Annotated in this window: 24 protein-coding genes and 1 tRNA gene; 11 read left to right on the top strand and 14 right to left on the bottom strand. The window is 72.8% G+C overall.

All coding sequences use genetic code 11. The annotated features are described in order from the left end of the window. The first annotated feature begins 48 nt into the window (after positions 1–48). From ACVJO7_RS12320 to ACVJO7_RS12310, 3 genes are all read left to right on the top strand, one after another. Positions 49–747, top strand: coding sequence for a CHRD domain-containing protein (locus tag ACVJO7_RS12320; RefSeq protein ID WP_491672972.1), 699 nt, complete (start codon positions 49–51; stop codon positions 745–747). 28 nt (positions 748–775) lie between these two features. Beyond that, positions 776–1,354: a class F sortase gene (locus tag ACVJO7_RS12315; RefSeq protein ID WP_491672971.1), complete on the top strand. Its 579-nt coding sequence runs from the start codon at positions 776–778 to the stop codon at positions 1,352–1,354. A 69-nt stretch (positions 1,355–1,423) separates the two neighbouring features. Next, positions 1,424–2,599 carry a peptidoglycan glycosyltransferase FtsW gene (locus tag ACVJO7_RS12310; protein WP_491672970.1) on the top strand — a complete coding sequence of 392 codons (1,176 nt, stop codon included), beginning with the start codon at positions 1,424–1,426 and terminating at the stop codon, positions 2,597–2,599. Positions 2,600–2,613: 14 nt separating this feature from the next. On the opposite strand, the gene ACVJO7_RS12305 is transcribed toward ACVJO7_RS12310, so the two are convergent. Together ACVJO7_RS12305 and ACVJO7_RS12300 are read right to left on the bottom strand one after the other, a co-directional pair. After that, positions 2,614–3,276, bottom strand: coding sequence for an anti-sigma factor family protein (locus ACVJO7_RS12305; protein ID WP_491672969.1), 663 nt, complete (start codon positions 3,274–3,276; stop codon positions 2,614–2,616). Beyond that, a complete protein-coding gene (locus ACVJO7_RS12300) occupies positions 3,273–3,824 on the bottom strand; it encodes a sigma-70 family RNA polymerase sigma factor (protein WP_491672968.1) in 552 nt (183 codons plus the stop codon). Before ACVJO7_RS12300 ends, ACVJO7_RS12305 begins: the two co-directional genes overlap by 4 nt. 152 nt (positions 3,825–3,976) lie before the next feature. Here ACVJO7_RS12300 and ACVJO7_RS12295 point away from each other — a divergent pair. After that, a tRNA-Gly gene (locus ACVJO7_RS12295) sits at positions 3,977–4,047 on the top strand. 139 nt (positions 4,048–4,186) lie between these two features. Here the strand turns inward: ACVJO7_RS12295 and ACVJO7_RS12290 are convergent. Then, on the bottom strand, positions 4,187–4,678 hold the full coding sequence (locus ACVJO7_RS12290; protein WP_491672967.1) for a tyrosine-type recombinase/integrase: 492 nt from the start codon (positions 4,676–4,678) through the stop codon (positions 4,187–4,189). Between ACVJO7_RS12290 and ACVJO7_RS12285 the strand changes: the two genes are divergently transcribed. Further along, on the top strand, positions 4,652–5,503 hold the full coding sequence (locus tag ACVJO7_RS12285; RefSeq protein ID WP_491672966.1) for a nuclear transport factor 2 family protein: 852 nt from the start codon (positions 4,652–4,654) through the stop codon (positions 5,501–5,503). The two genes, ACVJO7_RS12290 and ACVJO7_RS12285, sit on opposite strands and share 27 nt — an antisense overlap. A 72-nt stretch (positions 5,504–5,575) precedes the next feature. Here the strand turns inward: ACVJO7_RS12285 and ACVJO7_RS12280 are convergent, their stop codons facing one another. Continuing rightward, complete coding sequence (locus ACVJO7_RS12280) at positions 5,576–5,800, bottom strand: hypothetical protein (RefSeq protein WP_491672965.1); 225 nt, start codon at positions 5,798–5,800, stop codon at positions 5,576–5,578. Between the two features lie 396 nt (positions 5,801–6,196). Between ACVJO7_RS12280 and ACVJO7_RS12275 the strand changes: the two genes are divergently transcribed. The 5 genes from ACVJO7_RS12275 to ACVJO7_RS12255 all read left to right on the top strand — a co-directional run bounded on the left by ACVJO7_RS12275 (position 6,197) and on the right by ACVJO7_RS12255 (position 13,563). After that, complete coding sequence (locus ACVJO7_RS12275; protein WP_491672964.1) at positions 6,197–8,335, top strand: prolyl oligopeptidase family serine peptidase; 2,139 nt, start codon at positions 6,197–6,199, stop codon at positions 8,333–8,335. Then, a complete protein-coding gene (locus ACVJO7_RS12270; RefSeq protein ID WP_491672963.1) occupies positions 8,332–10,320 on the top strand; it encodes a S9 family peptidase in 1,989 nt (662 codons plus the stop codon). The genes ACVJO7_RS12275 and ACVJO7_RS12270 overlap by 4 nt, the downstream gene beginning before the upstream one ends. Positions 10,321–10,413: 93 nt before the next feature. Then, positions 10,414–11,694, top strand: coding sequence for a PucR family transcriptional regulator (locus ACVJO7_RS12265; protein WP_491672962.1), 1,281 nt, complete (start codon positions 10,414–10,416; stop codon positions 11,692–11,694). 122 nt (positions 11,695–11,816) lie between these two features. Beyond that, on the top strand, positions 11,817–13,115 hold the full coding sequence (locus ACVJO7_RS12260; RefSeq protein WP_491672961.1) for an NAD(P)/FAD-dependent oxidoreductase: 1,299 nt from the start codon (positions 11,817–11,819) through the stop codon (positions 13,113–13,115). A 43-nt stretch (positions 13,116–13,158) separates the two neighbouring features. Then, a complete protein-coding gene (locus tag ACVJO7_RS12255) occupies positions 13,159–13,563 on the top strand; it encodes a hypothetical protein (RefSeq protein WP_491672960.1) in 405 nt (134 codons plus the stop codon). Between the two features lie 104 nt (positions 13,564–13,667). Here the strand turns inward: ACVJO7_RS12255 and ACVJO7_RS12250 are convergent, their stop codons facing one another. The 9 genes from ACVJO7_RS12250 to ACVJO7_RS12210 all read right to left on the bottom strand — a co-directional run bounded on the left by ACVJO7_RS12250 (position 13,668) and on the right by ACVJO7_RS12210 (position 22,507). Then, the gene (locus tag ACVJO7_RS12250; RefSeq protein ID WP_491672959.1) at positions 13,668–14,246 is read right to left on the bottom strand and encodes a TetR family transcriptional regulator C-terminal domain-containing protein; all 579 of its coding nucleotides are present in this window, start codon (positions 14,244–14,246) and stop codon (positions 13,668–13,670) included. An 82-nt stretch (positions 14,247–14,328) separates the two neighbouring features. After that, positions 14,329–14,628 carry a DUF4177 domain-containing protein gene (locus tag ACVJO7_RS12245; RefSeq protein ID WP_491672958.1) on the bottom strand — a complete coding sequence of 100 codons (300 nt, stop codon included), beginning with the start codon at positions 14,626–14,628 and terminating at the stop codon, positions 14,329–14,331. A gap of 2 nt (positions 14,629–14,630) precedes the next feature. Further along, positions 14,631–15,860 (bottom strand): DUF418 domain-containing protein, encoded by a 1,230-nt coding sequence (locus ACVJO7_RS12240; RefSeq protein WP_491672957.1) that lies wholly within the window; start codon positions 15,858–15,860, stop codon positions 14,631–14,633. 406 nt (positions 15,861–16,266) lie between these two features. Further along, positions 16,267–16,707, bottom strand: coding sequence for a MarR family winged helix-turn-helix transcriptional regulator (locus tag ACVJO7_RS12235; RefSeq protein ID WP_491672956.1), 441 nt, complete (start codon positions 16,705–16,707; stop codon positions 16,267–16,269). Next, entirely contained in the window at positions 16,704–17,084 is a 381-nt protein-coding gene (locus ACVJO7_RS12230; protein WP_491672955.1) for a nuclear transport factor 2 family protein, read from the bottom strand. The genes ACVJO7_RS12235 and ACVJO7_RS12230 overlap by 4 nt, the downstream gene beginning before the upstream one ends. A 38-nt stretch (positions 17,085–17,122) precedes the next feature. Further along, positions 17,123–18,007 carry a DMT family transporter gene (locus tag ACVJO7_RS12225; RefSeq protein ID WP_491672954.1) on the bottom strand — a complete coding sequence of 295 codons (885 nt, stop codon included), beginning with the start codon at positions 18,005–18,007 and terminating at the stop codon, positions 17,123–17,125. A 236-nt stretch (positions 18,008–18,243) separates the two neighbouring features. Then, entirely contained in the window at positions 18,244–20,277 is a 2,034-nt protein-coding gene (locus ACVJO7_RS12220) for a thioredoxin domain-containing protein (protein WP_491672953.1), read from the bottom strand. Then, on the bottom strand, positions 20,274–21,446 hold the full coding sequence (locus ACVJO7_RS12215) for an AAA family ATPase (RefSeq protein ID WP_491672952.1): 1,173 nt from the start codon (positions 21,444–21,446) through the stop codon (positions 20,274–20,276). The genes ACVJO7_RS12220 and ACVJO7_RS12215 overlap by 4 nt, the downstream gene beginning before the upstream one ends. 23 nt (positions 21,447–21,469) lie before the next feature. Continuing rightward, positions 21,470–22,507, bottom strand: a complete 1,038-nt coding sequence (locus tag ACVJO7_RS12210) for an aliphatic amidase (RefSeq protein WP_491672951.1) — start codon at positions 22,505–22,507, stop codon at positions 21,470–21,472. A 320-nt stretch (positions 22,508–22,827) separates the two neighbouring features. Between ACVJO7_RS12210 and ACVJO7_RS12205 the strand changes: the two genes are divergently transcribed. Continuing rightward, a complete protein-coding gene (locus tag ACVJO7_RS12205) occupies positions 22,828–23,892 on the top strand; it encodes a substrate-binding domain-containing protein (RefSeq protein ID WP_491672950.1) in 1,065 nt (354 codons plus the stop codon). A 61-nt stretch (positions 23,893–23,953) separates the two neighbouring features. On the opposite strand, the gene ACVJO7_RS12200 is transcribed toward ACVJO7_RS12205, so the two are convergent. Next, positions 23,954–24,370, bottom strand: a complete 417-nt coding sequence (locus ACVJO7_RS12200) for a MarR family winged helix-turn-helix transcriptional regulator (RefSeq protein ID WP_491672949.1) — start codon at positions 24,368–24,370, stop codon at positions 23,954–23,956. Positions 24,371–24,455 lie beyond the last annotated feature (85 nt).

The raw sequence follows: 24,455 nt of genomic DNA, 5'->3' as shown, positions 1-24,455 counted from the left end.
TCCGTAGAGACCGGCATCAAGGATGAAAAAGTCAGAAAGGACTCCGAGATGCGTCGCACCCTCCCCCGCCTGGCCGCCGTCACGGCCGCGAGTGCCCTCACCTTCGCCGCAACCGCGGGCATCGCCATGGCCCAGGAGACGGAGGTGCCGGAGCCGGACACCTTCACCAGCATGTACACCGTGATGGCCACCCCCGACACCATCATCAACAACGACGGCGAGTCCGTCCCGGGCGAGCCCGGCGCGACCGGTGAGTTCAACTTCCGGATCAACAGCGACGACGAGATCATCTGCTACGACATCACCCTGCGCGGGGTGACCGGGGAGTACGAGAGCCCGGCGAAGACCGCGACGCACATCCACGAGGCGAACGTCGGCGAGCCCGGCCCGCCGCGGCTGGCGTTCCCGGACCCGACCGGTGAGGGCGACACCCGCACCTCGTCCGGCTGCCTGCAGGGCCCGTTCACCACCGGTCTGGAGGGTGACAACGGCGAGGACACCGCGACCGGCTTCACCCTGAGCCAGATCGAGGCGAACCCGGCCGGCTTCACCGCCGACACCCACACCGCGGACTACGCGGCGGGCACCGTCCGCGGCCAGCTGACCGAGGTCCCGATGGGTGGTGTCGAGACCGGTGCCGGTGGCACCTCGAACGACGCCGCGATGTACGCGATCGGTGCGGCCGGGCTGGCCGCTGCCGCCGGGGCCGGCGTCGTGCTGGTCCGCCGGAGCCGTGCGCAGGGCTGAGCACGCGCGTGACCGGCGCCCGGGACCAGTGCTGTCGGCACTGTTCCCGGGCGTCGTCGCGTTGCTCCTGATGCTGACGGCGTGCGGCGCGCCCGCCGCGACCGACGCGCCGGACGCGCCCGAGCCGCCCACCGCGCCGATCACCCAGGAACCGGTCGTCGCGGAGCAGGGCGAGGTGCTGCCGACGTCGTTGCGGATCGCGGCGATCGGGGTGGACGAGCCGGAGCTGCTGCGGCTCGGCGTCGCCGACGACAACACCGCGGAGGTCCCGCAGGACTTCTCGCGGGTCGGCTGGTTCGACCGCGGCACCAACCCGGGCCCGACCGTCCTGCTGGGGCACGTCGACTCCCGGGCCGGGCCCGCGGTGTTCTTCGACCTGCGCGATCTCGGGCCGGGTGACGTGATCGAGGTCGGGCGCAGCGACGGCACCGTCGAGGAGTACGTCGTCGAGCGGACCCAGCAGATGCCCAAGGACGAGTTCCCGACGTTCGAGGTGTTCGGCGCCACGTCGAGCGACGTGCTGCGGCTGGTCACCTGCGCCGGCGAATTCGACCGCGGGGAGCGCAGCTACATCGACAATCTCGTGGTGCACGCCCGGGCCGGGTGACACCGTTGCAGGGCGCGCCGTGCCGGCCGGTTACGTCGCCGATGCCCGGATCTGCCGGACACTGAGCGAGTGACGTCACCGAGGTCGAGAACGCGGTCCGGGTCGGGTGACCGGCCGGCCGGTCCCGCGGCGTCGCTCCGGGCCCGGCTGGCCCGGCTCGGCCGGGTGCCACCGCTGCACCTGGTGCTGGGCGTGACCGGGACGCTGCTCCTGGTCGGCGTGGTGATGGTGCTGTCCGCATCGGCGGGCGGGCGCACCGTCGCCGACGGCATGGTGCTCACCGTATTCGTCCGGCACATCATCTTCCTGGTGGTCGGGATCGCCGCGTTCGGCCTGGGGATGGTGGTCCGGCCGTCGTGGCTGCGGGCCTGGACGCCGATCCTGCTGCTCGGCTGCGTCGCCGCGCTGATCGCCGTACTCGTCCCGGGGATCGGCGAGGTCCGCGGCGGCGCCCGGCGGTGGATCTCGGTCGGCGGGTTCACCGTGCAGCCCGGCGAGGCGGCCAAGGTGATCGTGCTGCTGTGGGGCGCGCACGTGCTGGCGCTGCGCGGCCGCACGGTGCGGCTGGCGCGCTACGCCGTCCTGCCGCTGGTGCCGGTCGGGCTGCTGATCGCGGCGCTGATGATGATGCAGCCCGCGCTCAGCACGACGGTCGCGCTCGGCGTGATCGTGCTGGCGCTGCTGTACTTCGCCGGGACCCCGCTCGGCCCGTTGGCCGCGATGTGCGGCGGCGCCGTTGCCGGCGCCGCGGTGCTCGGCCTGACGTCGGGGTACCGACGGGACCGGATCACCACGTTCCTCGGCGCCGGCGACGAGCTCGGCGCCGGCTACCAGTCCCGGCAGGCGCTGCTGTCGCTGGCCGACGGCGGCGTGTTCGGCACCGGCCTCGGCCAGGGCCGGGCGAAGTGGGACTACCTGCCCAACGCCGCGAACGACTTCATCTTCGCCGTGATCGGCGAGGAGCTCGGGCTGGTCGGCGGGCTGCTGGTGCTGTCGCTGTACGCCCTGCTGGGCTGGGTGGGACTGCGGATCGCGGCGCGCACGAAGGACCCGTTCCTGCGCCTGACGACGGCGGCGACCGCGACCTGGGTGGTCGTGCAGGCGGCGATGAACGTCGGCTACGTCGTCGGCCTGCTCCCGGTGACCGGGCAGCAGCTGCCGCTGGTGTCGGCGGGCGGGACCGCGCTCGTCAGCACCCTGTTCCTGCTCGGGTTGATGGCGAACGCGGCCCGCCGGCTGCGGTGAGCCCGGCCGGCCCGTCAGGTGGCCGTCAGGTCACCCCGCAGCACGGTCTCGCCGTAGGTGTCGAGGACCTTGAAGCCGGACGCGTCCGACCGCAGCACCGACGAGTTCAGGTTGCAGATCATCGGGTTGTCGCCGGTCCCGATGAACTCGCCGGCACCGACCTCCCGGCCGTCGTCCGCCTCGACCACCACCCGGTAGGTGGAGCCGGCCCGGAACCCGTCGGCGTCGAGCACGATCTCGACGCCCCAGGTGTGCGGGATGGCGACCGCGGTGGCCTGCACCGCCGGGTCCATGGCCTGCACCGCGACCGGCTCCCGCGGGATCCCGTCGTAGTCGCCGGCCGCGTAGCCGACGGCCCCGCCGACCAGCACCGCGACCGCCGCGGCGGCCGCCACCGGGAGCCAGCGCGGCCGGCGCCGCGGACGGGCACCCTCCGCGCGGGCGGCGGACACGATCCGGTCGCCCAGGTCCGGCGGCGGGAACGGCGTGTGGTCCAGGCGCGCCGGATCGACCCGGCGCAGCGCGGGCAGCACGGAGGAGATCTCGGCCAGCTCGGCGCGGCAGTCCGCGCAGCCATCCAGGTGTGCCTGCAGCGCCGCCGCCTCGTCGCGGGGCAGGCGCCCGAGCGCGTAGTCGCCGAGCGCCTCGCGCAGGGCCCGGTGCTCGTCCGGAGTCACGGTTCCACCCCCATCTCGTCCATCGCCAGCCGCAACGCCTTCAGCCCGTAGAACACCCGGCTCCGGATCGTCCCGACCGGCACCCCCGCCTCCGCCGCGATCTCCGCGTGCGGACGCCCGCGCAGGTACGCCTGCACGATCGCCTGCCGGTGCTCGGGCCGGAGCCGCCGTAGCGCCTCCTCGACCAGCCAGGTGTCGACCAGGGTGTCCTCGGCCGGGCCGATCGAGTCCCGTCCGGACTCCGGCTCGTCGGTGAGCTGCCTGCGCCAGGGTCGCACGTTCAGCCGGCGGATCTCGTCGACGACCACGTTGCGCGCGATCGCGAACAGCCACACCCGCAGGCTCGCCAGCGACGGGTCGTAGGAGTCGGCCCGCCGCCAGGCCCGCAGGAACACCTCCTGCACCGCCTCCTGGGCGCCGCCGTCGTCGCCCAGCTGGCGCAGCGCGTAACGGTAGATCTCCGGGCCGTGGGCGCTGTACGCGGCCCTGAGCCCGGCCTCGGTGTCGAGCCCCGGGTCCGGCGGCGGAGCCTCCGGAGGGGAGCCCACGGACCGCAGCCCGCGTCTGCGCGCCATCATCATCGGTGTCCGGAACCTCCTGAACGTCCTTACCCGGATGTCGGTACGTACCCGGGGGCGGGGATGTTCAGAGCTTCGAAGTGGGATACGCTCGTGGACGTCCGATCGGCACGATCGGGCATGCGGGCGTAGCTCAATGGTAGAGCCCCAGTCTTCCAAACTGGCTACGCGGGTTCGATTCCCGTCGCCCGCTCAGGTAGGTCCACCAGCGGAAACGGCGCCCACTCCCGATCTTGTGAGGGGCGCCGTTCCGCGTTCGTGCCAGTTTCGTGCCAGATCAGTGGTGCGAGGTCATCTCGCGGCCTCCTCTCCGGCCGCTCGCGCTTCGCGGATCATGAGGTCCAGCGCCTCGGCGATCCTGTGGTCGCGCTCGCTGGTCGCGTGCTGGTAGATGAGCGCTGCCCGTGCGCTGCCGTGCCCGATTCGGACATCACCTCGCGCAGCGTCGCGCCGGTCTGCGCGGCCAGCGTCCCGCCGGTGTGTCGCAGGTCGTGTAGGTGCAGCAGCGGTTTCGCTCCGGCAGCTTGAACAGCCTTCTTCCAGATCTTGTTGAACGCGCTGCGACGGGGCGACGCGCCCTTGGGACCGATGAACAGCCGGCCGTCGGAACCGGGCTCGGCGTACAGCCGCAGGTGTTCGCGGATTTCCGGGAGAATTGCGGCCGGCAGGGCCACAGTGCGCCGGCCGGCGGCGGACTTCGGCCCCTTCAGGGCCCGCTGCCCGCTGTTCAGCTCGGCGAGTGCGCGCGAGACCCGGAGGACCGGAACGCCGTCGTCGACCTGACCGGCATGCGGACCGTGCACATCGACGCCGAGGCCCGTCACGCCGTCGTCGTGGGTAGTGCACTGTCGTCCGATGTCGTGTCGGCCGCCGAAAGAGTCGGGCTCACCGCCGTGACGGGCACCTCCGGAGCGGTCGGGATGGTCGGGCTGACCCTCGGCGAGGGTTACGGCCCGTTGATCGGGCGCTTCGGGCTCGCGGCGGACAACCTGCTCGGCGCCGACGTCGTACTCGTCGACGGATCCCTCGTGCGGGCCGACGCCGAACACCACCCGGACCTGTTCTGGGCGCTGCGGGGCGGCGGCGGCAACTTCGGCGTGGTCACCTCGGCGCTGACGTGCCGCTGTGTGGTGCCCGCCCGTATCGCGAGCTCAATCTGGCTCATCCGGCACGCCGAGCGACGGCGGCGCAGCTCGATCGGGAAGGGAGTTCCCACACCGTCATGGTCACGGGGGATCTGCGGCACCGCGACTCCCTCCAGGGAATTGTCGGGAGGACGCGCCTCGATCGACGATGGAGCCAAGCCCGACACCGCAGACGTGATCGACCGGTACAACGCAGCGTTCCTCGAGCGGGACCCCGAGAAACTCGTCGATCTCATCGCCGACGACTGCGTCATGGAGGGGACCGGCCCGGAGCCCGAGGGCAACCGTTGGACGGGCTACGCCGAGTGCCTGGCCGGCTGGCAGGGCCTGGTACTCGCTCCCACGATCCGGTTCACCGTCGAGCGCGTCGACATCCACGGCGACCGGGCGGTCATCCGCTGGCGGATTGCCGGAGCCGAAAACTATCGGGGAGTGAACCTGATGCTCGTGCGGACGGCAGGATCGTCGAAGCGCTCGGTTACGGGAAGCGGCCCTGACCGATGACCACCATCGACATCGGCGCGATCACCCTGGGCATCGATTCCTTCGGGGCCGACGATGCACCGATGCTCTTGCTCATCGGCGCACCGACGATGCTGTCGTGGCCGGATGCGATGTGCGGGCGTATCGCGGCGGGCGGATGCCGGGTGGTTCCGTCGGGCCCCACCGGTGGCGGCGGATGCGCATCCACGCCCCCATGGCGATGATCATGTTGACGGCCATGATCGCGGCGCCGGTGTCGGGGCGGGATGTCCAGACCTCGGGCCAGAGCGGGTCGAGCAGCAGCAGGCCGACGACCACGGCGGCACATCTCCAGGTAGTGGCCCAGCAGGCGGGCGGATCGGCGGGTCAGGGTCGGAATCGGGACTCCCGGGCGTTCGGGGTGGACGAGGAGGCGCGGAGCATCTCGACCGCACCGGCGGGGCACCCGTGCCAGAGGTCACCGCAGGGGTCACAGTGAGACCGCGCCCGAGACGACGACGAATCGAGCGGCCGGGCACTCTCGTCGGTCACCCTCGCGAACTGCGTCGATCTCGTGGACATCGGTTCCCGTGCTACACCTGACCGGCCTGCGCCCCGCGCCCGACTCACAGATGTCGTGCTCGACGCGGGGGAGTGTCGGCAATCGTCGGCTGCGCACGCGGCGACCCGGAGACCACAATCGGTCGGCTTCTCGCGATCAGGAAGGACCCGAGGATGCCCGCTGAACGTCCCGAGTACCCGGAAGCAAGGACCGTCGACGTCCAGGACGTCGTGGCGGGCATCGGGTTCCCCGATCCCTATCGCTGGCTGGAGGACGACTCCGAGGAGGTGGCCGCCTGGCAGCGGGAACAGCAGTCGCTGACCGACACGATGATCGACGGGTGGCCGCATCTCGCCGCGCTGCAGGCGTCGGTCGGCGCGTTCGCCGCCGACGGGACCGGCTCGAGCAACTGGATGGTCGAGCCGGCGCCGCGGTTCGCAGGTGGTCGCTGGTTCCGCCTCGACCGGTCGCCCGCTCCGGACTACCCGGAACGGGCCGCTCTCGTCGTCTCCGACGGGCCGGACCTCCCCGGAACGGCCCTCTACGACCCGAACTCCGACGGCAATCGCCAGATCTCGTGGTTCGCGCCATCACCGGACGGGCGGATCGTCGCGTTCGCGGTCTGCGAGGACGGCTCCGAGCTCGGCGAGGTCAGGCTGCTCGACGCGGAGACCGGCGATCGCCTCGCGGACCGGATCCCGCAGCGGACCATGGGCCCGCTGACCGTTCCACAGTGGCTTCCGGACGGTTCCGGGTTCTTCTACACGGCCGCCGACATGTCCTCCGAGACGTTCGCCCTGCGAACGTACTTCCACTCCGTCGGCACCCCTCCTCCCGACGCGCCGGAACCGTTCGACGTCCCCCATGGAACCACCGTGCAGGTCTCCGCGGACGGCACGCGTGCGGTCGTCTCCGCGGTGTGGCCACTGCCGCAGTACGTGTGCGACCTGCCCGGGCGGGCGTGGCGACCGTTCGTCCAGGGGATCGACGCGTCGGTCGCGGGCGTGATCCACGGCGACCGGTACATCGCGGTCACCGATCACGACGCTCGCCTCGGCCGGATCGTCGCGATCCCGTTCGACGCCCCGGCGCCGTCGGACCCCGCCGGCTGGCAGGAGCTGGTCGCGGCGTCCGACCGCGTGCTCAGCCATGTCCGGCTGATCGGCGACCGGCTGGTGGTGACCGGATCGGTCGACACCGAGGCGCGTGCCTGGGTCTTCGATCTCGACGGCCGCGAACTGGAGGAGGTACCGCTGCCCGGCCGCGGAGCGCTCCCGCTGGACGTGTTGCCCAACGCCTCGCTGGTGCCGCCGGAGCACCCGGAGGAGTTCCTCTTCGCGTTCTCCACCCCGACGTCGTCACCGGGCGTGTACAGCTACCGCCCGGGTTCGGGACAGCTGACCACTCTGCGCGAACCCCGCGTTCACCTGCCCGGGGCCGGCGCTTCGCTGCACTGGGCCCGGTCCGCGGACGGCACCGAGGTGCCCTACCACGTCGTCCGGCCGGCCGGCGCGGAGAAGACCGCGGAGAAGACGCAGCCCTCGCCCACGCTCATCACCGCCTACGGCGGCGGCCGGGTCGCCTGGCCCGCGCAGTTCCCCGGGCCCGTCGCGGCGTTCGTCGCGGCCGGCGGGACGCTGGTCATCTCGCATCAGCGCGGGGGCGGGGACCTCGGCTCGGGCTGGGCCGACGCCGGGCGCCTCCGGAACAAGCAGAACAGCTTCGACGACCTGTACGCGATCGCGGAGGACCTCATCCGCACCGGAGTGACGACGCCGGACCGGCTCGCCGTGACCGGCTGGAGCAACGGCGGGCTCATGGCGGGGGTGGCCTTCGCCCAGCGCCCCGAGCTGTGGGCGGCGGTGGTCGCCCAGTGCCCGATCCTCGATGTCGTCGGCTGCCATCGCCATCCCTACGGCCGGTTCGCGATCGGCGGCGAGTACGGCGACCTCGACGACCCGGACGAGGTGACCCGGCTCGCCGGGATCTCGCCGTACCAGCTGATCGAGAACGGTACGGTGTACCCGGCGCTGTACGTGCACGCGGGCGGTGCGGACGTCGCGTGCCCGCCGGGGCCGATCCGTAAGTTCGTCGCCCGGGTGCAGGCGGTGCCGGACACCACCGCACCGCAGCTGCTCCGGGTCTGGGACCGCGTCGGGCACGGAATGGCGACCTCCCGGTCCGAAGGCATCACCCACGCCACCCACTGGCTCGCCTTCCTGATGCAGCGGCTGGATCTGACGCCCGTCGATCCGTCCGCCGGGGAGACTCGCCCACAGGAGACGACGGCAGGATCCGGGAGGGCCCGATGACACAGCGGAGCACGCAGCAGCAGGCGCAGTACGACAGGGTCCTCGCACACCTGCAGGCACTGCACGAGCCCGGGTTCGGCGGCCCGTCGAGCATCCGGGAGCCGCACGTCACCCGGGACGGGCAGCGCACGGTGGTGACCGCCGAGGTCCTGGACGGGCTCGACGGGGTGCCGCGCACCGCGCTCTACACGGCAGAGGACGGCCGCTTCCGGCAGGTGTCGGCCGCGGGCGCGTCGGCGCGGTCGGGCCGGTTCTCGCCGGACGGGCACACACTGGCGTTCCTGGCCGACCGCACCGAGCGCGGGGTGTCCCAGCTCCACCTGCTCGTCGACGGCAGGCTGGGTGAGGCGCAGGCGGCGCCCGAGGTGCCCGGCACGGTCGAGTACCTGCACTGGTCACCGGACGGTAGCCGGATCCTGCTGGGCGTCGCGGGTCTCGGCGCCGACCTGTCCGGCGGGCAGGGATCGGGGATCAACCGGCGCAGCGCCGACGAGACGCCGTCGTGGTTCCCCCGCATCGACGGCGGGGTCGGCGAGCAGTCCTGGCGCAGCCTCTGGCTGTACACGCCGGGGACCGGTGCGCTCGACCGGCTCTCCGCGGAAGGGGTGAACTGCTGGGAGGCGGGCTGGTGCGGGCCGGAGCGGGTCGCGGCGATTACCTCCGACGGGCCCGGCGAGGACAACTGGTACCGCGCGGATCTGAGCCTGTTCGAGCCGGACGGCTCGACCCGGAAGGTGCTGGGCAGCGACGTCCAGCTCGCCCTGCCGACCGGCTCGACCGACGGCCGGTGGCTGTCGGTGGTCGAGGCGGTGTGCAGCGACCGCTGGGTGGTGGCCGGTGACCTGCTGGTCATCGACCCCGCGTCGGGGGCGGTGCGGCGCGTCGACGTCAGCGGTACCGACGTCACCCGGCTGGAGTGGCTCGACGACACCCGGCTCGGCTATGTCGGACTGCGGCACCTGGACTCGGTCGCGGGCGTCATCGACGTCGCACGCGACGGGACGACCGAGGTGTCGGAGATCTTCTCGACGGCGTCGGCGTGCGGTGGGAGCACCTTCCACCCGGACGGCGTGTTCACCGGCGACGGCAGGGTGTGCACGATCCAGGAGTCCTACGAGCTGCCGCAGCAGCTCGTCGTATCCGGTCCCGACGGCGACCGGGTGCTCGCCTCGGTGGCCCACCCGGGGACCGACTACCTGCGTTCCGTCGCCGGGACCGCGGAGGCAGTGACCTGGGACGCCCCGGACGGCACGGAGATCGAGGGGGTGCTGTGCACGCCGGCGGGGGACGGTCCGTTTCCGCTGGTGGTGAACGTCCACGGCGGGCCGATCTGGGCGTTCCGCAACCAGTGGTCGATGCGCTCGTCGTGGGTTCCGCTGCTGGTGACCCGCGGGTACGCGGTGCTCAACCCGAACCCGCGCGGCAGTGCCGGGCGCGGCCAGGAGTTCGCCGGAATGGTCGTCGGCGACATGGGCGGGGCCGATACCCACGACTTCCTCTCCGGGATCGACACGCTCGTCGACCGCGGTGTGGTCGACGAGCGTCGGGTCGGCCTGATCGGTGGCAGCTACGGCGGCTACATGTCGTCGTGGCTGGTCACCCAGGACCGGCGGTTCGCGGCCGCCGTGCCGATCGCCCCGGTGACCGACTGGTACAGCCAGGGCTTCACGAGCAACATCGCGGCGTGGGGCAACCGGTTCCTCGACGCCGACCCGGAGCAGCACGGAACCCGGGCGCACACCCGGAGCCCGGTGTTGCACGCCAGCAAGGTCCGCACTCCGTGCCTGAACGTCGCGGGGGCACTGGACAACTGCACCCCACCGGGCCAGGCCCAGGAGTTCCACCAGGCGCTGCGGGCACACGGCGTCGAGTCGGTGCTGGCGATCTACCCGCAGGAGGGGCACGGGGTGCGGGCCTACCCGGCGCAGATCGACTTCCTGGCCCGGGCCGTGGACTGGTTCGAGCTCCACATGCCGGCCCGGTAGCGCAGGCTCCCGCCGGTGCGCATGTACTCCTGTGCTGTCGCCGGATGCCTATGCTGCGATTGCGTCGTGTGAACGTCTGGAGGTCGTGCGGTCGTGACGAAGCGGGCATGGGACCGGCTGCACACGGCCGGGACCGAGGACGAGGCCGGCCTGCAGGAGGCCGTCGACGCGCTGGCCGAGCGACTGCAGCGGTCGGTTGCGGTCGACGACCCGAGCATCCGCCTGCTCGCGGCCAGCAGGCACTTCGGTGACGAGGACGAGACACGCGTCCGTTCGGTGCTCGGCCGGGATGTCGGCGACGAGGTCCGCGAGCTGGTGCAGGCGCAGAACGTCTGGCAGCTCACCGAGCCGGCCCGCCTGACCGTGCCGCTCCCCGGTATCAAACCCCGGCTGTGCGTGCCGATCCGGTGCGCGGGCCTGCTGCTCGGGTTCCTGTGGTTGATCGAGGACGCTCCACTGCCCGAGGAGCAGATCGCGGACTCCGTGGAGGTCGCCGAGGAGATCGGACTGCGCCTCTACCGTCGCGACTTCGCGCTGGAGCGCCGGCGAGCCCGGATGGAGGTGCTCCTGCGAGGCCTCGTGTCGTCCGATGTGGCCACCCGTGGCGACGCGCTCTCCGAGCTGCGCGAGGACGACTTGCTCCGCGAGGCCGACCACGTCGAGGTCGCTGTCATCGGCTGCCGCCCCACCGCCGACGACGCCGACGTCGACCGGGTCCTCGCCACGGCACTGGCCCAGGCCGCCGACCAGGTTCTGCGGCGCGCACCCGAACGCAGCACGCTCGTGTGGGTCCGTCGCACCGGCCTGGTCGTCCTCGTCGTGGGGGAGCAGGTGGCCGGCCACCAGGTGGAGCAGGTCGCGGCTCGCGTCGCCGCCGAGCTGGTCCGGGCGACCGGGGACCGCTGGACGGCCGGCACGGAGAGCCACGACGACGGCCTGGCGGAGGCCCGCCAGGCCTATCAGCACGCGGTGATCGCGAACCGCGCCGCGCAGCACCTGCCGGAGTTCGCGGACGTGGTGACCTGGAAGGGGATCGGCGTCTACGGGCTGCTCGCCATGCTCGCGCCCGGAGATCTGGACATCTCGTCGTATCCGGTGCCCCTGCTCCGGCTGGCCGAGCACCGGGGTGCCCGGCAGCTCCTGGAGACGGCGGAGACCTTCCTGGACCTCGCGGGCGACGTGCAGCGGGCCGCCGCGGAGCTGCACATCCACCGGGCGACGCTCTACCAGCGTCTGTCGCGCATCGAGCAGCTCACCGGCCTGAGCTTCGCCAGCGGCGGTGACCGCCTCGCCTTCCACCTGGGGATCAAGATCGCTCGGTTGGCGGGCACGTACGACCGGTTGGTGACGTCACCGGACCGACCGAGCCGGTAGCGCGCCGAGGTCGACACCTGTCGTTCCGGTAGGTCCGAACCACGTGACAGCTGCAGCTGTCGTCGCGCCCGGGGTCCCGACCATGCTGGTCGCGAATGCAGGCCCTCCGGACAAGGACGCCCATGAGAACTGACGCCGTGGTCATCGGAGCCGGAGTGGTCGGCTCCTCGATCGCACTCGAGCTCGCCCGCGGCGGTCGGCAGGTCGTCGTCGTCGACAAGGCGGGCGGGGTCGGGCACGGCTCCACCAGCGCGTCGAGCGCTGTGGTCCGATTCAACTTCTCCACCCGGGCCGGGGTCGCGGCGGCCTGGGAGTCCCGGTTCGCCTGGGAGGCGTGGGCCGACCATCTCGGGGGCGCGGACCCGGCCGGGATGACCCGGTACGTCCGCACCGGGTTGGCCCTTCTCGACGTCGCCGTGGCCCCGCGCAGCATGTTCGTCCCACACCTGGAGCGGGCAGGCGTGCCCTTCGAGGAGTGGGACTCCGCGACGCTCGCGCAGCGCATCCCGGGTATCGACGTCGGCCGCTACTGGCCGCCGAAGCCCATCGCCGACGAGCGCTTCTTCGACGACGCCGAGGGCACCGTCGGGGCGGTCCACACCCCGGATGCGGGTTATGTCAGCGACCCGCAGCTCGCGGCCCGGAACCTCGCGTGGGCCGCGGGACGTCACGGCGCGCGGTTCCTGCTGCGCCGCGCGGTCACGGCGATCGAGCGCGGCGATCGGGTCCGCGCGGTCCTGCTCGACGACGGGACCCGGATCGACGCGGACGTGGTCGTCAACGCCGCGGGACCCTGGTCGTCGGCGATCAACCGGCTCGCCGGGGTGGGCTCGGACTTCACGATCTCGCTGACGCCGATGCGCCAGGAGGTCGCTCACGTCCGCGCGCCGGCGGGTCTTCACCCGGAGGGCGGCGAGGGCACCTCCGTCGCCGACATGGACCTCGGCATCTACCTGCGCGGCGAGGTCGGCGGGGGACTGCTCATCGGCGGCACCGAACCCGAATGCGACCCCTTCCAGTGGCTGGAGTGTCCTGACGACGCGCATCCGAACCCCACCATGAAGGTCTTCGAAGCCCAGGCAGTGCGGGCGGCGCGACGGCTGCCGGAGCTGCAGGTTCCGCACCGCGCCCGCGGGGTGGTCGGGGTGTACGACGTCGCCGACGACTGGACCCCGGTCTATGACCGGACCGATCTGCCCGGCTTCTACGTCGCGATCGGAACCAGCGGCAACCAGTTCAAGAACGCCCCGGTCGTCGGCCGGTTCATGACGGCGATCATCGACCGTGTCGAGGGCGGCGGCGATCACGACACCGATCCCGTCCAGTTCGTCGCCGAGCGGACCGGTGCCGTGATCGATCTCGCGGCCTTCTCCCGGCGGCGTGCGGTCAACACCGGCAGCAGCGGCACCGTCATGGGATGAGTCGGGCATGACGTACGACGCGACGACTCGAGGAGACAGCAGTATGTCCACAGTGGTCTTCATGTCGAGCGAGCACGTATCTCGGATGAACGATCTGCTGGGCAGCTCACCCGACGTGCGGGAGGCGTGCGCGGCGCTGGACCGCGACTACACGATCGCCTACGAGCTGCACGACGGTCCGGACGGCGGCACCGTGCACTGGGTGCTGGCGTTCGAGCGCGGCACCGGGGCCCGGTTCTCCCTGGCACCGGTACACGCCGCTGATCTCACCTACGTCGGCGACTGGGCCGCCGCGATCCGGACTGCCCGGGCGGCCCGCGCCGGTGAGATCTCCGGCGAGGACGCCCTCGAGCTGCGGGGCGACACGTCCGTTGCCGATCGCGTCGCCGACGCCTACCGGACGGCACAGCGGGTCGCGACCATCGAGTCCGAGCTTCCCAGCTGCTAGCGGGGTCTCCGATGTCCGAGGTCGCGGCCGGGCATCGGCAGGACGAGGTCGCAGGGATGACCGGACCGCCCCTCGCAACCCACCGGTGGCGATCGTGCGCCGGCTCAGGTCTCGAGGTGATCTACCGGCACCTCCCGGCGAGGCGGGTACGCGTCGCGCATACGGTGCAGGGTGTTCGTCACGACGGCGCGGACGTCTGCCTCGCGCAGTGGGGTGGAGACCAGAGCCGAACCGAGTGAGGAGCCTTCCACCAGGGTGAGCAGGAGAAGTGCTTCGCGGTGTAGTGCTTCTTCGTCGATCGTGCGGTCGGCGAGTGCTGCGCGCAGTAGCGAGCGGATCGCCTCAGTGGTCGCGAGCGAGGTCGTGGCGACCTCGGCTGCGAACTCCGGGTCGGTGCGGGCCATGACGCGGTACTCGACGAGTGCGATGTTCTCCTTGTGTTCCTGCTCGCTGGTCGGCGCGGTGAGCACGATCGCCTCGGCGACCCGGCTGGCCGGATCGTCGGAGAGCCCCGGGTTGCGGTGCTCGGCGCGCTTGATCAGGACGCCCAACGTGAACGACATGACCTCCCGCAGGTTGTCACCGAAATAGTGCCGGATGCTCCCGATGGCCAAGCCGGAGCGCGCCGAGATCCGCGCGAGGGTCACCGAGCGAAGTCCGTGTGCGGCGATCTCGTCGATCACGGCGTCGGCGACCTGCGCACGCCGGGCATCCGGGTCTACTCGTCAGCGACCTTCAGTCCTCCAGCGGAGATCGGCCCCGCCCTCAGTTGCTCCGCGCCCGCTTGACGATGATCCCGATCTCGATCGACTGCCCGGCGCCGACGCTGGGTACTATGGTTCCGACGGCCTCCCAGCCCTGGGCCCCGAGTTCGTTGAGCTCCTGCTCCATCGTGTTGTAGTCGAACCCCTTCCAGCCCCAGGTGAACTTCAGGATCTTGTGCTCGAACACGGCTTCCTCCTTGCGGTGCAGTTCGATGGAGGCCGGGTCGCCCTCAGCGGTCGAGTGAGCATGCTGCGGGCGGAACCCGGCGCGAGTCCAGTGAAGACCGTGCCGCAGCGGCATGGTCAAGTCGTTCGGCGGCCGCCGTAGGTGAGCCTGCGCAGCAGCACCTCGGCCGGACCGCGGACCCCCGCGACGTCGAACCGGTAGGCGACGACGACGGTCAGCAGCCACACGCCGATCCCCACCAGCATGGCGGTGGCGCTGGTCAGGTGCGCCCCGAGCCCCAGACCCCAGGCCGCCAGCAGCGGGACGAAGATCAACGACTGGGCGAGGTAGCCGGACAGCGACCGGCGGCCCAGCGCGACGAGCGCCCGGACCGGAAGGGGGCGGCGGGTACCGACCCGGTGTGCGATCAGCCCGAACAGGGCGGCCACGCCGACACCGGCGAAGATGCCGGTGAGCAGGTGGAACGAGACCACTGCCGACGGGTTGGGCACCGAGAGCACGCCCAGGTGGAGCAGTGCCTGCAGCGACCCCAGGCCCCAGCCGAGCGCGAGACCGATCACGGCTGTGCGGCGCAGCAGCGGGAGGTGCCGGCCGGGTTCGTCGAGGATGCGGTGCCGGGCCGCGAGGAGCCCGATCAGGAACGCGGCCGGCATGACGAGCCCGACCAGCGACGAGATCGGCGACGGCAGCCACAGCGCCAGCCGGAGCAGCGCCGAGGTGAGGTACCCGGTCTCCGCGGCGGCCTGCTGCTGCGGCGCCATCGCCCCCGCCCCGGCGGGTACGAGCTGGCCGAGCACGGCGAGGCCGATGTTGACCAGAGCGGCGACCCCGAGCAGCAGCCCGATCCAGACCTTGAGGACTCGGTCGCTGCGGTGCAGGAACAGCGGGACGAGCAGCAGTCCGAGCAGTCCGTAGGTGCCGAGGATGTCGCCCTGCCAGAGCAGCACGGCGTGCACGAGGCCGAAGGCGAGCAGCCACCAGTGACGGGTGCGCAGCAGCCTGCGGATCTCGCGGTCGGTGCTGCCTGCGGCGCTGCGGCGGGCGTAGAGCTGACCGATCCCGTAGGCGAACAGCAGCCCGAACAGCGTCCAGGCCCGCCCGTCGACGAACACGATCGTCACGGCCTGCGCGACGCGGTCGGCGGTCCCGCCCTCGGCCGGGTGCATCAGGGTCGACCCGAGCTCAGAGTTCCACAGGAACCACGGGGCGTGGGCGAGTGCGATGAGCAGCAGCATCATCCCCCTGGCCAGGTCGGGAGCTACCGACCGCTCGGCGACCGGTGTCGGCGTCGCGGCGCGGGCCGGGTCGTGGTCGTCCGGTCTGGGTCGGTGGAGGGGTAGGGACACGGCATGCCTCCCGGCACGAAGGTGGTGGATGGTGACGTCAGCAGGCGGCGCGACGGGCCGGATGCCAGCCGCCGGGTCGACCGGCAGGTCGCGGCCCCGGCCCGGTAGACGAAGCGGCGGCCGTCGGAGAGCTGCGGCACCACGGCGCGCGCGTGGTCCTCGGCATCCAGGGACACCATTCCGGCCTCCTGACGGTCCGTGGCGGTGCGGTCCAGGTGACACCGTGCCGCCGCGGCATGGTCAAGTGGCCGGGACGCGGGCCATCCGTCCGTGGACGCCGATGGGCGTCGGCGGCGGGGCGGGGTCCACCTCGACGCCCCGACCACCCCTGGGTCCCGGCTCTGCACGGGGGTGCGGCCGGAACCGCCCGCGCGCTCGGGCGAGCGGACCGCCTGCACCCGCGGGCTCACCCGCTGACCTGGTCGGACCGGGCGATGAGATCGGCCATGGCGGTGTGGAAGTCCCGGCGCCGCTTCTCGCTCCAGCCCGCGGTCAGCTCGTCGAAGACCTCCTCCTGCCATGCGTGCGCCTGCCGGAGGACCAGGCGTCCGGCGGGGGTCACCGACACCTCACGTCGGCGGCCGTCCGACGCCCCCGTCGTCACCGTGAGATACCCGGCGTCGACGGCGCTCGTGATCAGTCGTGACGCGCCGCTCTGGTCGATGCCGATCTCGCCGGCGATCGCATTCACGGTCGGCGGCCGGCCGCGGCCGTGCAGCGCCGCCACAGCCTCGGTCACCAGTACGAGTCGGCCCCGTTCGGCGACGGAGGCGTCGTGCGTGGCCGCGCGGCGTGACCAGTGCCGGACGAAGGAGAACAGCAGCTGTCCGGTTCCCGGCGTGGTCATTCGGTCGCGGCCAACTCGCGGTTGAGGTGCGCGAGTTCGAGGGCCGACCGAAGGTCCGGGAGCCGGAGGGCGGCGGTGACCGTGCCGTCCACGACGCGGAAGATCGTCGCGACGCGGACCGCGCTCTCTTCGCCCGGCCAGACGGCGTCCTCCTCGACCACCATCACCCGGTCGCTGACCGGGTGCCAGGACACCGGTGTCAGCCGGATGCCCGAATGCCGCACCCACTCGGCGAACCGGGACGGGGTGATCGGACCCGCCCCGTGCGGTCCCAGCACGACGACCGGGTCGCCGACGGCGGCGGCCGAGCGGCTCGTGTCGCCGGCGTTCACCGCGTCGTGCCACTCGGTGAGTACGGCTTCGACGTGGGATTCCATCGGGCAATCATATGCGATTCGCATGGATTGTGCCGGCGTCAGCGGTTCCGCAGCACGGTGACCGCGCCGAGGATCAGCACGACCCCGACCACCCCGTGCGCCGGCAGCGACTCCCCGAGCAGCAGTACGGCGAGCACCGCGGCCGTCGCCGGTTCCAGCAGCGTCGCGACGGCGGCGGTGCCGGCCGATGCGGTGCGCAGGCCCGCGTAGAGCAGCAGGTACCCGCCCGCCATCGTGACGACGCCGAGATGACCGAGCGCCAGCAGCGAGACCAGTGCGGTGGTCGCCACCGGCCCGGTGAGCACGGCGAGCGGCAGCAGCCCGAGTGCGCCCACGGTCGTCGTCGCCGTGGTCAGCACCAGCGGCGCCATCCGGGGTGCGGCGTGCCGGCCGAGCACGGTGACGGCGGCGTAGGTGAGCCCGGAGGCGACCGCGAGCAGCACGCCGGCCGCGGGGGCGGTACCGGTCCCGGCGTCGACGCCTGCCACCAGCAGGAGTCCGGCGACCGCGACGGCGATCGTCGCGAGCCGGCCGGGCGACGGCGTCCGGCGGGTCCGCAGCGCCTCCCAGGCGGTGACGACGACCGGCGCGAGACCGAGCGCGACGACGGTGGACACGGCGGCGCCGGCCAGCGGGATCGAGGCGAACCACAGCGCCTGGTAGGCCGCCACCCCGAGCCCGATGACGACGACCGGCACCGGGGCGGCCCGCACGGCGGTGAGCACCGCGGCGGTGGCGCCGGTCGCGGCGGCGAGCAGGCCGAGGACGGCCGCGGCGACGGTGATCCGCCATGCGCTGACGGCGAGCGGGGGCAGGTCGCCGACGGCGGCGAACGCGACGGGTGCGGTGCCCCACAGGGCACCGGCGGAACAGACCTGGAGGACCCCGGCCCGGGTGCGGGCAGGGGTGGACGACGAGGACAACGGGGGCTCCTGCGCGGAGAGAGGTGACGGCCGGGCGCAGCGGAGCAGGGGCGGACGACCGGCCGCGCCTCAGGCGCGGTCGGTGACACCGGCTCCGGTCAGGAGCGCGGCGGGGGAAGGACGAGGAGCCCGGTCACGTCGACGACGGTAGCGCGCGCGGACCGCCGGGTCCCCGTAGTTCGCAGCCGGTCCCGGCTGCGGCGGGGCGGAGCACCCCACGAGCACGGGCCCGGCTCTCACCCCGGACCCGCGACCCCGTCCCACAGCCCCGGACCGGGGAGCTGCCGGTCGAGCTCGGCGACGGTGCCGACCGGCCGCTCGCAGACGAACCCGCGGCAGACGTGCGCGGCCGGGCTCCGGTGCACCGCCGGCCCGCCGGGCACCGCGGGATGCCCGGCGACGACCACGCCCCCGCCGGGGACCCGCTTGCGCGCGTGGCCGACCAGGTCGGCGAACCGCGGGTCGCGCGGGTCCCCGTCGACGGTGACCAGGACCGGGCCGTGCACGAGTGCCTCGGCGGTGCTCAGCCAGTGGCCGGCGAACCGGGCGTGCTCGGCGAGGACCCCGCCCATCGTGGACAGCGCGGCCTCGGCGATCTCGCGGTAGCGGTGCGACCGCTCCCCGTCGACGAGCACCGAGGCGGTGAGCAGAGCACCGGCGAGCGCCGAGCTGCCGCACGGGGTGGCGTTGTCGACGAGGTCGCGCGGCCGGTGCAGGATCGGGGCGGCGTCGTCGGCGGTGTCGTGGAAGCGGCCGGGCCGGTCGGGATCGGCGAACCGGTCCAGGGTGAGATCGAGGACGGTGCCCGCGGTGTCGAGCCAGGCGGGGTCGCCGGTCGACCGGTGCAGGGCGAGGAGGGCCTCGGCCAGCCAGGCGTGGTCCTCGAGCACCCCGGCCGCGGTGCCCGGCCGCCCGTGCCGCGACGAGCGGTACAGCCGTCCGTCGCGCAGGTGCAGTCCGAGGAGCAGCCGGGTGAGGTCCGCGGCGGCGGACACCCAGTCGTCGCGGCCCAGGTCGGTGCCCGCCTCGGCGAGCGCGACGGCGGCCATCGCGTTCCACGCGGTGACGATCTTGTCGTCGCGGGCGGGCTGCGGGCGCCGCCGCCGGGCGTCGAGCAGCGCGGCGCGGACCCGGCGCAGCCGCTGGTCGTCGTCCGGGTCGGCGGGCAGCTGCAGGGTGGACCGTCGCTGCCCGTAGGTGCCGGCGCTGGTGACGCCGAACCGGTCGGCGGCCCACATGCCGTCGCCGAGCCCGAGCGCGCCGATCAGCTGCCCCGGCGTCCACAGGTAGGTCAGGCCCTCCTCGCCGTCGGCGTCCGCGTCGAGCGCGGAGGCCAGGCCGCCGCCGTCGACGGCCATCCCGGTGAGCAGGAAGTCCCCGGTCCCGGTGGCGATCCGGTGCGCGAGCGCCGATCCGGTCAGCCGGGCGAGGTGCGCGTAGAGCCGCAGCAGCAGCGCGTTGTCGTGGAGCATCTTCTCGAAGTGCGGGACGGCCCAGGCGGCGTCGGCGGTGTAGCGGGCGAAGCCGCCCGCCAGCTGGTCGTACAGGCCGCCCCGGGCCATCCGCTCACAGGTCAGCTCGACGACGTCCAGCGCCCGCGCCGATCCGGTGCGCTCGTGATGGCGGAGCAGGAACTCCAGGCACAGCGCCTGCGGGAACTTGGGTGCCGCGCCGAACCCGCCGTGCTCGGGATCGGCCTCGTCCAGCAGCGTCGCGGCGGCCCGGTCGAGGATCTCCGGACCGACCGGCACCCGGGGCCGTTCCTCGGCGGCGTGCCGGGCGAGGTTCGCGGTGATCCGGGTGGCCGCCTCGCGGACCCGCGCGCCGTCCTGCTCCCAGGCCGTCGTGACGGCGGTCAGCACCTGGCGGAACCCGGGCAGCCCGGACCGGGGGGTCGGCGGGTAGTAGGTCCCGCAGTGGAACGGCTCGCCGTCGGGGGTCAGGAAGCAGGTCAGCGGCCAGCCGCCGCGCCCGGTCATGGCCTGGGTGGCGGCCATGTAGGGGGCGTCGACGTCCGGGCGTTCCTCGCGGTCGACCTTGATCGCGACGAAGCCGGCGTTGATCTGCCGGGCGGTCTCCGGATCGGCGAACGACTCCCGGGCCATCACGTGGCACCAGTGGCACGCCGCGTAGCCGATCGAGAGCAGCACCGGCACGTCGCGCCGGCGGGCGTCGGCGAAGGCGTCGTCCGACCACGGCCACCAGTCGACCGGATCGTCGGCGTGCTGGAGCAGGTAGGGACTGGTCGCGTCCGCCAGCCGGCCGCTCACGCCGGCTCCGCCCGCCCGGGGCCGGCCGCCGCGGCGCCGTGCGCGCCGGTCCGGCCGGGGGAGTGCGGCCGGACGACCAGCGGGTCCGGGCCCCCGCCGGGTGTCGGATCGATCCGCAGGGTCAGCGGCGGCCGCGCGCCGTCGGTGGCCCGGCGGTGCCGCACCAGCGCCTGCGCGACCGGCACGACCACGTTCCGGCGCACGCTCCGGCCGAGGCCGCGCGCGCCGTTCACCGTGTCGAAACCGGCGTCGACCAGCACCTCGAGGACGCCGTCGCCGATCACGAGCTCGACGTCGCGCCGCCGGAAGCGCTCGCGCACGTCGTCCAGCCGCAGCGCGACGATCCGCGCCGCCGTCCCGGGCGAGATGGCGCCGAAGTGGACGACCTCGTCGAGCCGGTTGAGGAACTCGGGTTCGAAGAAGTCGCGCACGGCGCGGTCGACGATCGCGCCGTCGCGGTGCCCGAGCGCCGCCCGGGCGCGCCGGCCGACCGGCCCCCTCGCCGGGAGCGAGCCGAGCGCCCGGCGCCACGCCCGGCCCTGCCGGCGGGCGAGATCGGCCGACCCGAGATTGGAGGTCATGAACACGAAGGTGTTGCGGAACGAGATCGTCCGGTCGCCGCCGGCCAGGGTCAGCCGGCCGTGGTCGAGGGCGCCGAGCAGCGCCCGCAGCACCAGCGGGTGCGCCTTCTCCACCTCGTCGAAGAGCACGATCCCGGGCGTCAGCGCGGTGCCCTCGACGGTGGCCCGGTCCAGCACGCTCGCGTGCTCGCGGCTCCCGGCGTAGCCCGGCGGGGCGCCGGCCAGGGACGCCGCGTAGTGCTCCTGGCCCAGCTGGCCCATGTCGACCCGGCAGAGGTCGTCCGGGCCGGACCGGATCTCCGCCGCCAGCCGCCGGACGAGCTCGGTCTTCCCGACCCCGGTCGGTCCGACGAGCAGGACGCTCGCCATCGGCCGGTCCCGGTCCTGGAACCCGGCCTGGGCGATGACGAGCGCGTGCCCGACGGCCTCCAGCGCCGCGGCCTGGCCGAGCACGCGCTGCCCGATCGCCGTGGTGACCGCGGTGGCGTCGAAGGTTCCGGTCCGGTTCGGGCCCGCTGCCGGTGCGGCCGGACCGGGGGCGCGGAGATCGGTGTCCCGGTCGTGGAACCGGTCGCTGAGATAGGGCACGGGATGGTCCGGGTACCGGTCGCTCAGGCGTTCCGGGTCTTGTCGTAGGGCAGGTCGTAGACCGGTGCGCTGGCCACCCCGACCGTCGAGCGGGTGATCGCCTCGACCGCCTCCTGGGCCTTCTGGGCATCGGTGACCCAGAGCTTGTAGAAGTCGAACGGGCACTCCGCGATGCCCTTGTCGCCCTCACCGGCGGCGTGCACGCCGGTGTAGCCCCGGTGCAGCAGCTTGAACAGGTGGTTCTGGGACTGGTCGTTGCGCCGGGCGTCGCGGATCGCGCTCAGCGAGAGCTGGGCGTACTGCACGCCGTAGTCCTCCTCGCCGCACTCGCCGAGGGTGCGGCCGTCGAACCCGATGATCGCCGAGTGCCCGAAGTAGGAGTAGACCCCGTCCCAGCCGGTGTCGTTGGCGACCGCGACGTAGCAGTTGTTCGCCCAGGCCATCGCCTTCGCCATGATCACCTGCTGGTCCTTGGACGGGTACATGTAGCCCTGCGGGCGGACGATCAGCTCTGCACCCTTCATCGCGCAGTCCCGCCAGATCTCCGGGTAGTTCCCGTCGTCGCAGATGATCAGCGAGATCTTCATGCCCTTGGGGCCGTCGGCGACGTAGGTCGAGTCGCCCGGGTACCAGCCCTCGATCGGGGTCCAGGGCAGGATCTTGCGGTACTTCTGGACGATCCGGCCCTCGTCGTCGATCAGGACCAGGGTGTTGTACGGCGGCTTGTTCGGGTGGTCCTCGTGGCGCTCGCCGGTGATCGAGAAGACGCCCCAGGTGCCGGCCCGGCGGCAGGCGTCGGAGAAGATCTCGGTCTCCTCGCCCGGGACGGTGGCCGCGGTCGCGTACATCTCGTCCTGGTCGTACATGATCCCCATGGTCGAGTACTCGGGGAACACGACCAGGTCCAGGCCGGGCAGGCCCTGCTTCATGCCGATGATCATGTCGGCGATCCGGCCCGCGTTGTCGAGCACCTCGGCCTTGGTGTGCAGCCGGGGCATCCTGTAGTTCACGACCGCGACGCCGACGGTGTCCGGGCTCGACGAGATGTCTCCGTGACGCATGTTTCCTCCTGGCGAGGGACGGGCCGGTCGGGACGGGCGCGCACGACGACGTGGTTCGCACGGCTGTGACCTCGCACTACGGCGTTCGGCCCAGCTGCCCGCGCGACCGGCGAGCCTCCGGGTGGAACCACCCGGAGGAATTTCACGATGAAGATATTTATAAAGGTACGGCTGTGTCAAGGTGATGCACCGGGGGCCGCCGACCCCCGGTTCCGGCATGCCGGCCGGTCGCCCGATCGGCCTACAGGTCGTCAACATGCAGGCAATACGACGGGTGCAGACTCAGCGCATCGTCGGGTGCGGACGAGACGGAGATTCGCGTGACCGCAGATGTCATCGAGATCGCGTTCGTCGTGCCGGCCAGCGGACCGTCGGGCATCTACGGGCCGTCCTGCCAGGCCAGCGGCCGGTTCGCGGCCATCGAGATCAACGAGGCCGGCGGCATCCTCGGCCGCGAGGTGCGGCTGCGGACCGTGGACGGGGGGCAGTCCCCGGGCCGGGTGGCGAGCGAGGTCGGCGCGCTGGTCGACGCCGGGCTGGTCGACGCCGTCACCGGCTGGCACACCTCGGCCGTCCGGGAGACGCTCGCGCCCCGGCTGCGCGGCCGGGTGCCCTACGTCTACACCGCGGTCTACGAGGGCGGCGAGCGGTCACCCGGTGTCTTCCTCACCGGCGAGACCCCGACCGACCAGCTGCTGCCCGCGATGCGCTGGATGTCGGCGGAGATGGGCATCCGGAGCTGGGCGATCGTCGGCAACGACTACGTCTGGCCGCGCGCGTCCGCCCGCTACGCCCACAGCTACGCCGAGCACGTCGGGGCCGAGATCCGGGACGAGATCTTCACCCCGCTCGCGACCGAGGACTTCGGCCAGGTCCTGCGGCGGGTCGAACGCGCCCGGGTGCAGGGCGTGCTGATGTTCCTGCTCGGTTCCGACGCGGTGCGGTTCAACCGCGCGTTCACCGAGATGCGGCTGCACGACCACTGCGTCCGGCTCAGCCCGCTGATGGACGAGAACATGCTGCTGGCGACCGGTGCGGCGAACACCCACGAGCTCTACTCGGCCGCGGGCTACTTCGAGACCCTCGGCACCGGGTACGGCCTGGACTTCGAGCGCCGCTACCTGGAGACGATCGGCCCGACGGCTCCCGCGCTGGCCTCGCCGGGCGAGTCCTGCTACGAGGGGATCACCCTGCTGGCGCAGCTGGCCGCGGCCGCCGGCTCCACCGACGTCCCGCGACTGTCCACGGTGGCGGACCGGGTCGCCTACGAAGGTCCGCGCGGAGCGGTGCGGGTCCGCGACCAGCACCTGGTCCAGCGGATCTACCTGGCCCGCGCCGACGGTCTCGAGTTCGACGTCCTGGCCGAGATCCATGGCGGTGCGTAGCTCCGGCGGCCGGCCCCGCCGGACGCCGAGTCCGCAGCGCGACGCCCGGCCCGGGGCGCGCCTAGCCGCGCGCGCCCACCGGGGCGTTCTGCTCGGCCAGCCGGGCGAGCAGATCGGTGAGCACGAGCGCGTCCGCCCCGAGGCCGGCCACCGCCTCGGCCTCCACCGCGGCCACCCGCGGCTCGATCGCGGTGTGCAGGATCCGCCCCTCCTCGGAGAGGAACGCCAGCACGCGGCGCCGGTCGCGGTCGTCGACCAGCCGGTACACCAGCGTGGCGTCGACCAGCTTGTCCATGATCTTGGTCAGGGTCGGGCCGGGGACCACCAGGGAGCCGGCCAGCTCCGACATCGGATGCCCGTTGCCGTCGGCCAGGAGATCGAGGGTCCGCCACTGGTCGACGGTCAGGCCCTCGGTGCTCAGCGTGCCCTCGAGCAGCCGGGCGATCTGTCGTTCGACCTGGCCCAGCAGCCGGCTCATCTGCAGCCGGGGCGCGGGCCCGGCGTCAGCCGTGCCCCCGATGCCTGCTGTGCTCCCTGTACTTTCTGTGACCTGTCGGGTCCTG

Source organism: Pseudonocardia sp. DxW (assembly GCF_058448985.1).
The sequence above is the reverse complement of the archived record's forward strand: the minus strand, read 5'-3'. Positions and strand labels throughout refer to the sequence as shown.

What these genes read in the sequence shown, in the direction of transcription:
- ACVJO7_RS12255 (WP_491672960.1), top strand. Translation starts at nt 13,159, where the DNA reads ATGTCCACAGTGGTCTTCATGTCGAGCGAGCACGTATCTCGGATGAAC.
- ACVJO7_RS12260 (WP_491672961.1), top strand. Translation starts at nt 11,817, where the DNA reads ATGAGAACTGACGCCGTGGTCATCGGAGCCGGAGTGGTCGGCTCCTCG.
- ACVJO7_RS12245 (WP_491672958.1), bottom strand. Translation starts at nt 14,628, where the DNA reads ATGCCGCTGCGGCACGGTCTTCACTGGACTCGCGCCGGGTTCCGCCCG.
- ACVJO7_RS12270 (WP_491672963.1), top strand. Translation starts at nt 8,332, where the DNA reads ATGACACAGCGGAGCACGCAGCAGCAGGCGCAGTACGACAGGGTCCTC.
- ACVJO7_RS12200 (WP_491672949.1), bottom strand. Translation starts at nt 24,370, where the DNA reads ATGAGCCGGCTGCTGGGCCAGGTCGAACGACAGATCGCCCGGCTGCTC.
- ACVJO7_RS12275 (WP_491672964.1), top strand. Translation starts at nt 6,197, where the DNA reads ATGCCCGCTGAACGTCCCGAGTACCCGGAAGCAAGGACCGTCGACGTC.
- ACVJO7_RS12320 (WP_491672972.1), top strand. Translation starts at nt 49, where the DNA reads ATGCGTCGCACCCTCCCCCGCCTGGCCGCCGTCACGGCCGCGAGTGCC.
- ACVJO7_RS12230 (WP_491672955.1), bottom strand. Translation starts at nt 17,084, where the DNA reads ATGGAATCCCACGTCGAAGCCGTACTCACCGAGTGGCACGACGCGGTG.
- ACVJO7_RS12210 (WP_491672951.1), bottom strand. Translation starts at nt 22,507, where the DNA reads ATGCGTCACGGAGACATCTCGTCGAGCCCGGACACCGTCGGCGTCGCG.
- ACVJO7_RS12235 (WP_491672956.1), bottom strand. Translation starts at nt 16,707, where the DNA reads ATGACCACGCCGGGAACCGGACAGCTGCTGTTCTCCTTCGTCCGGCAC.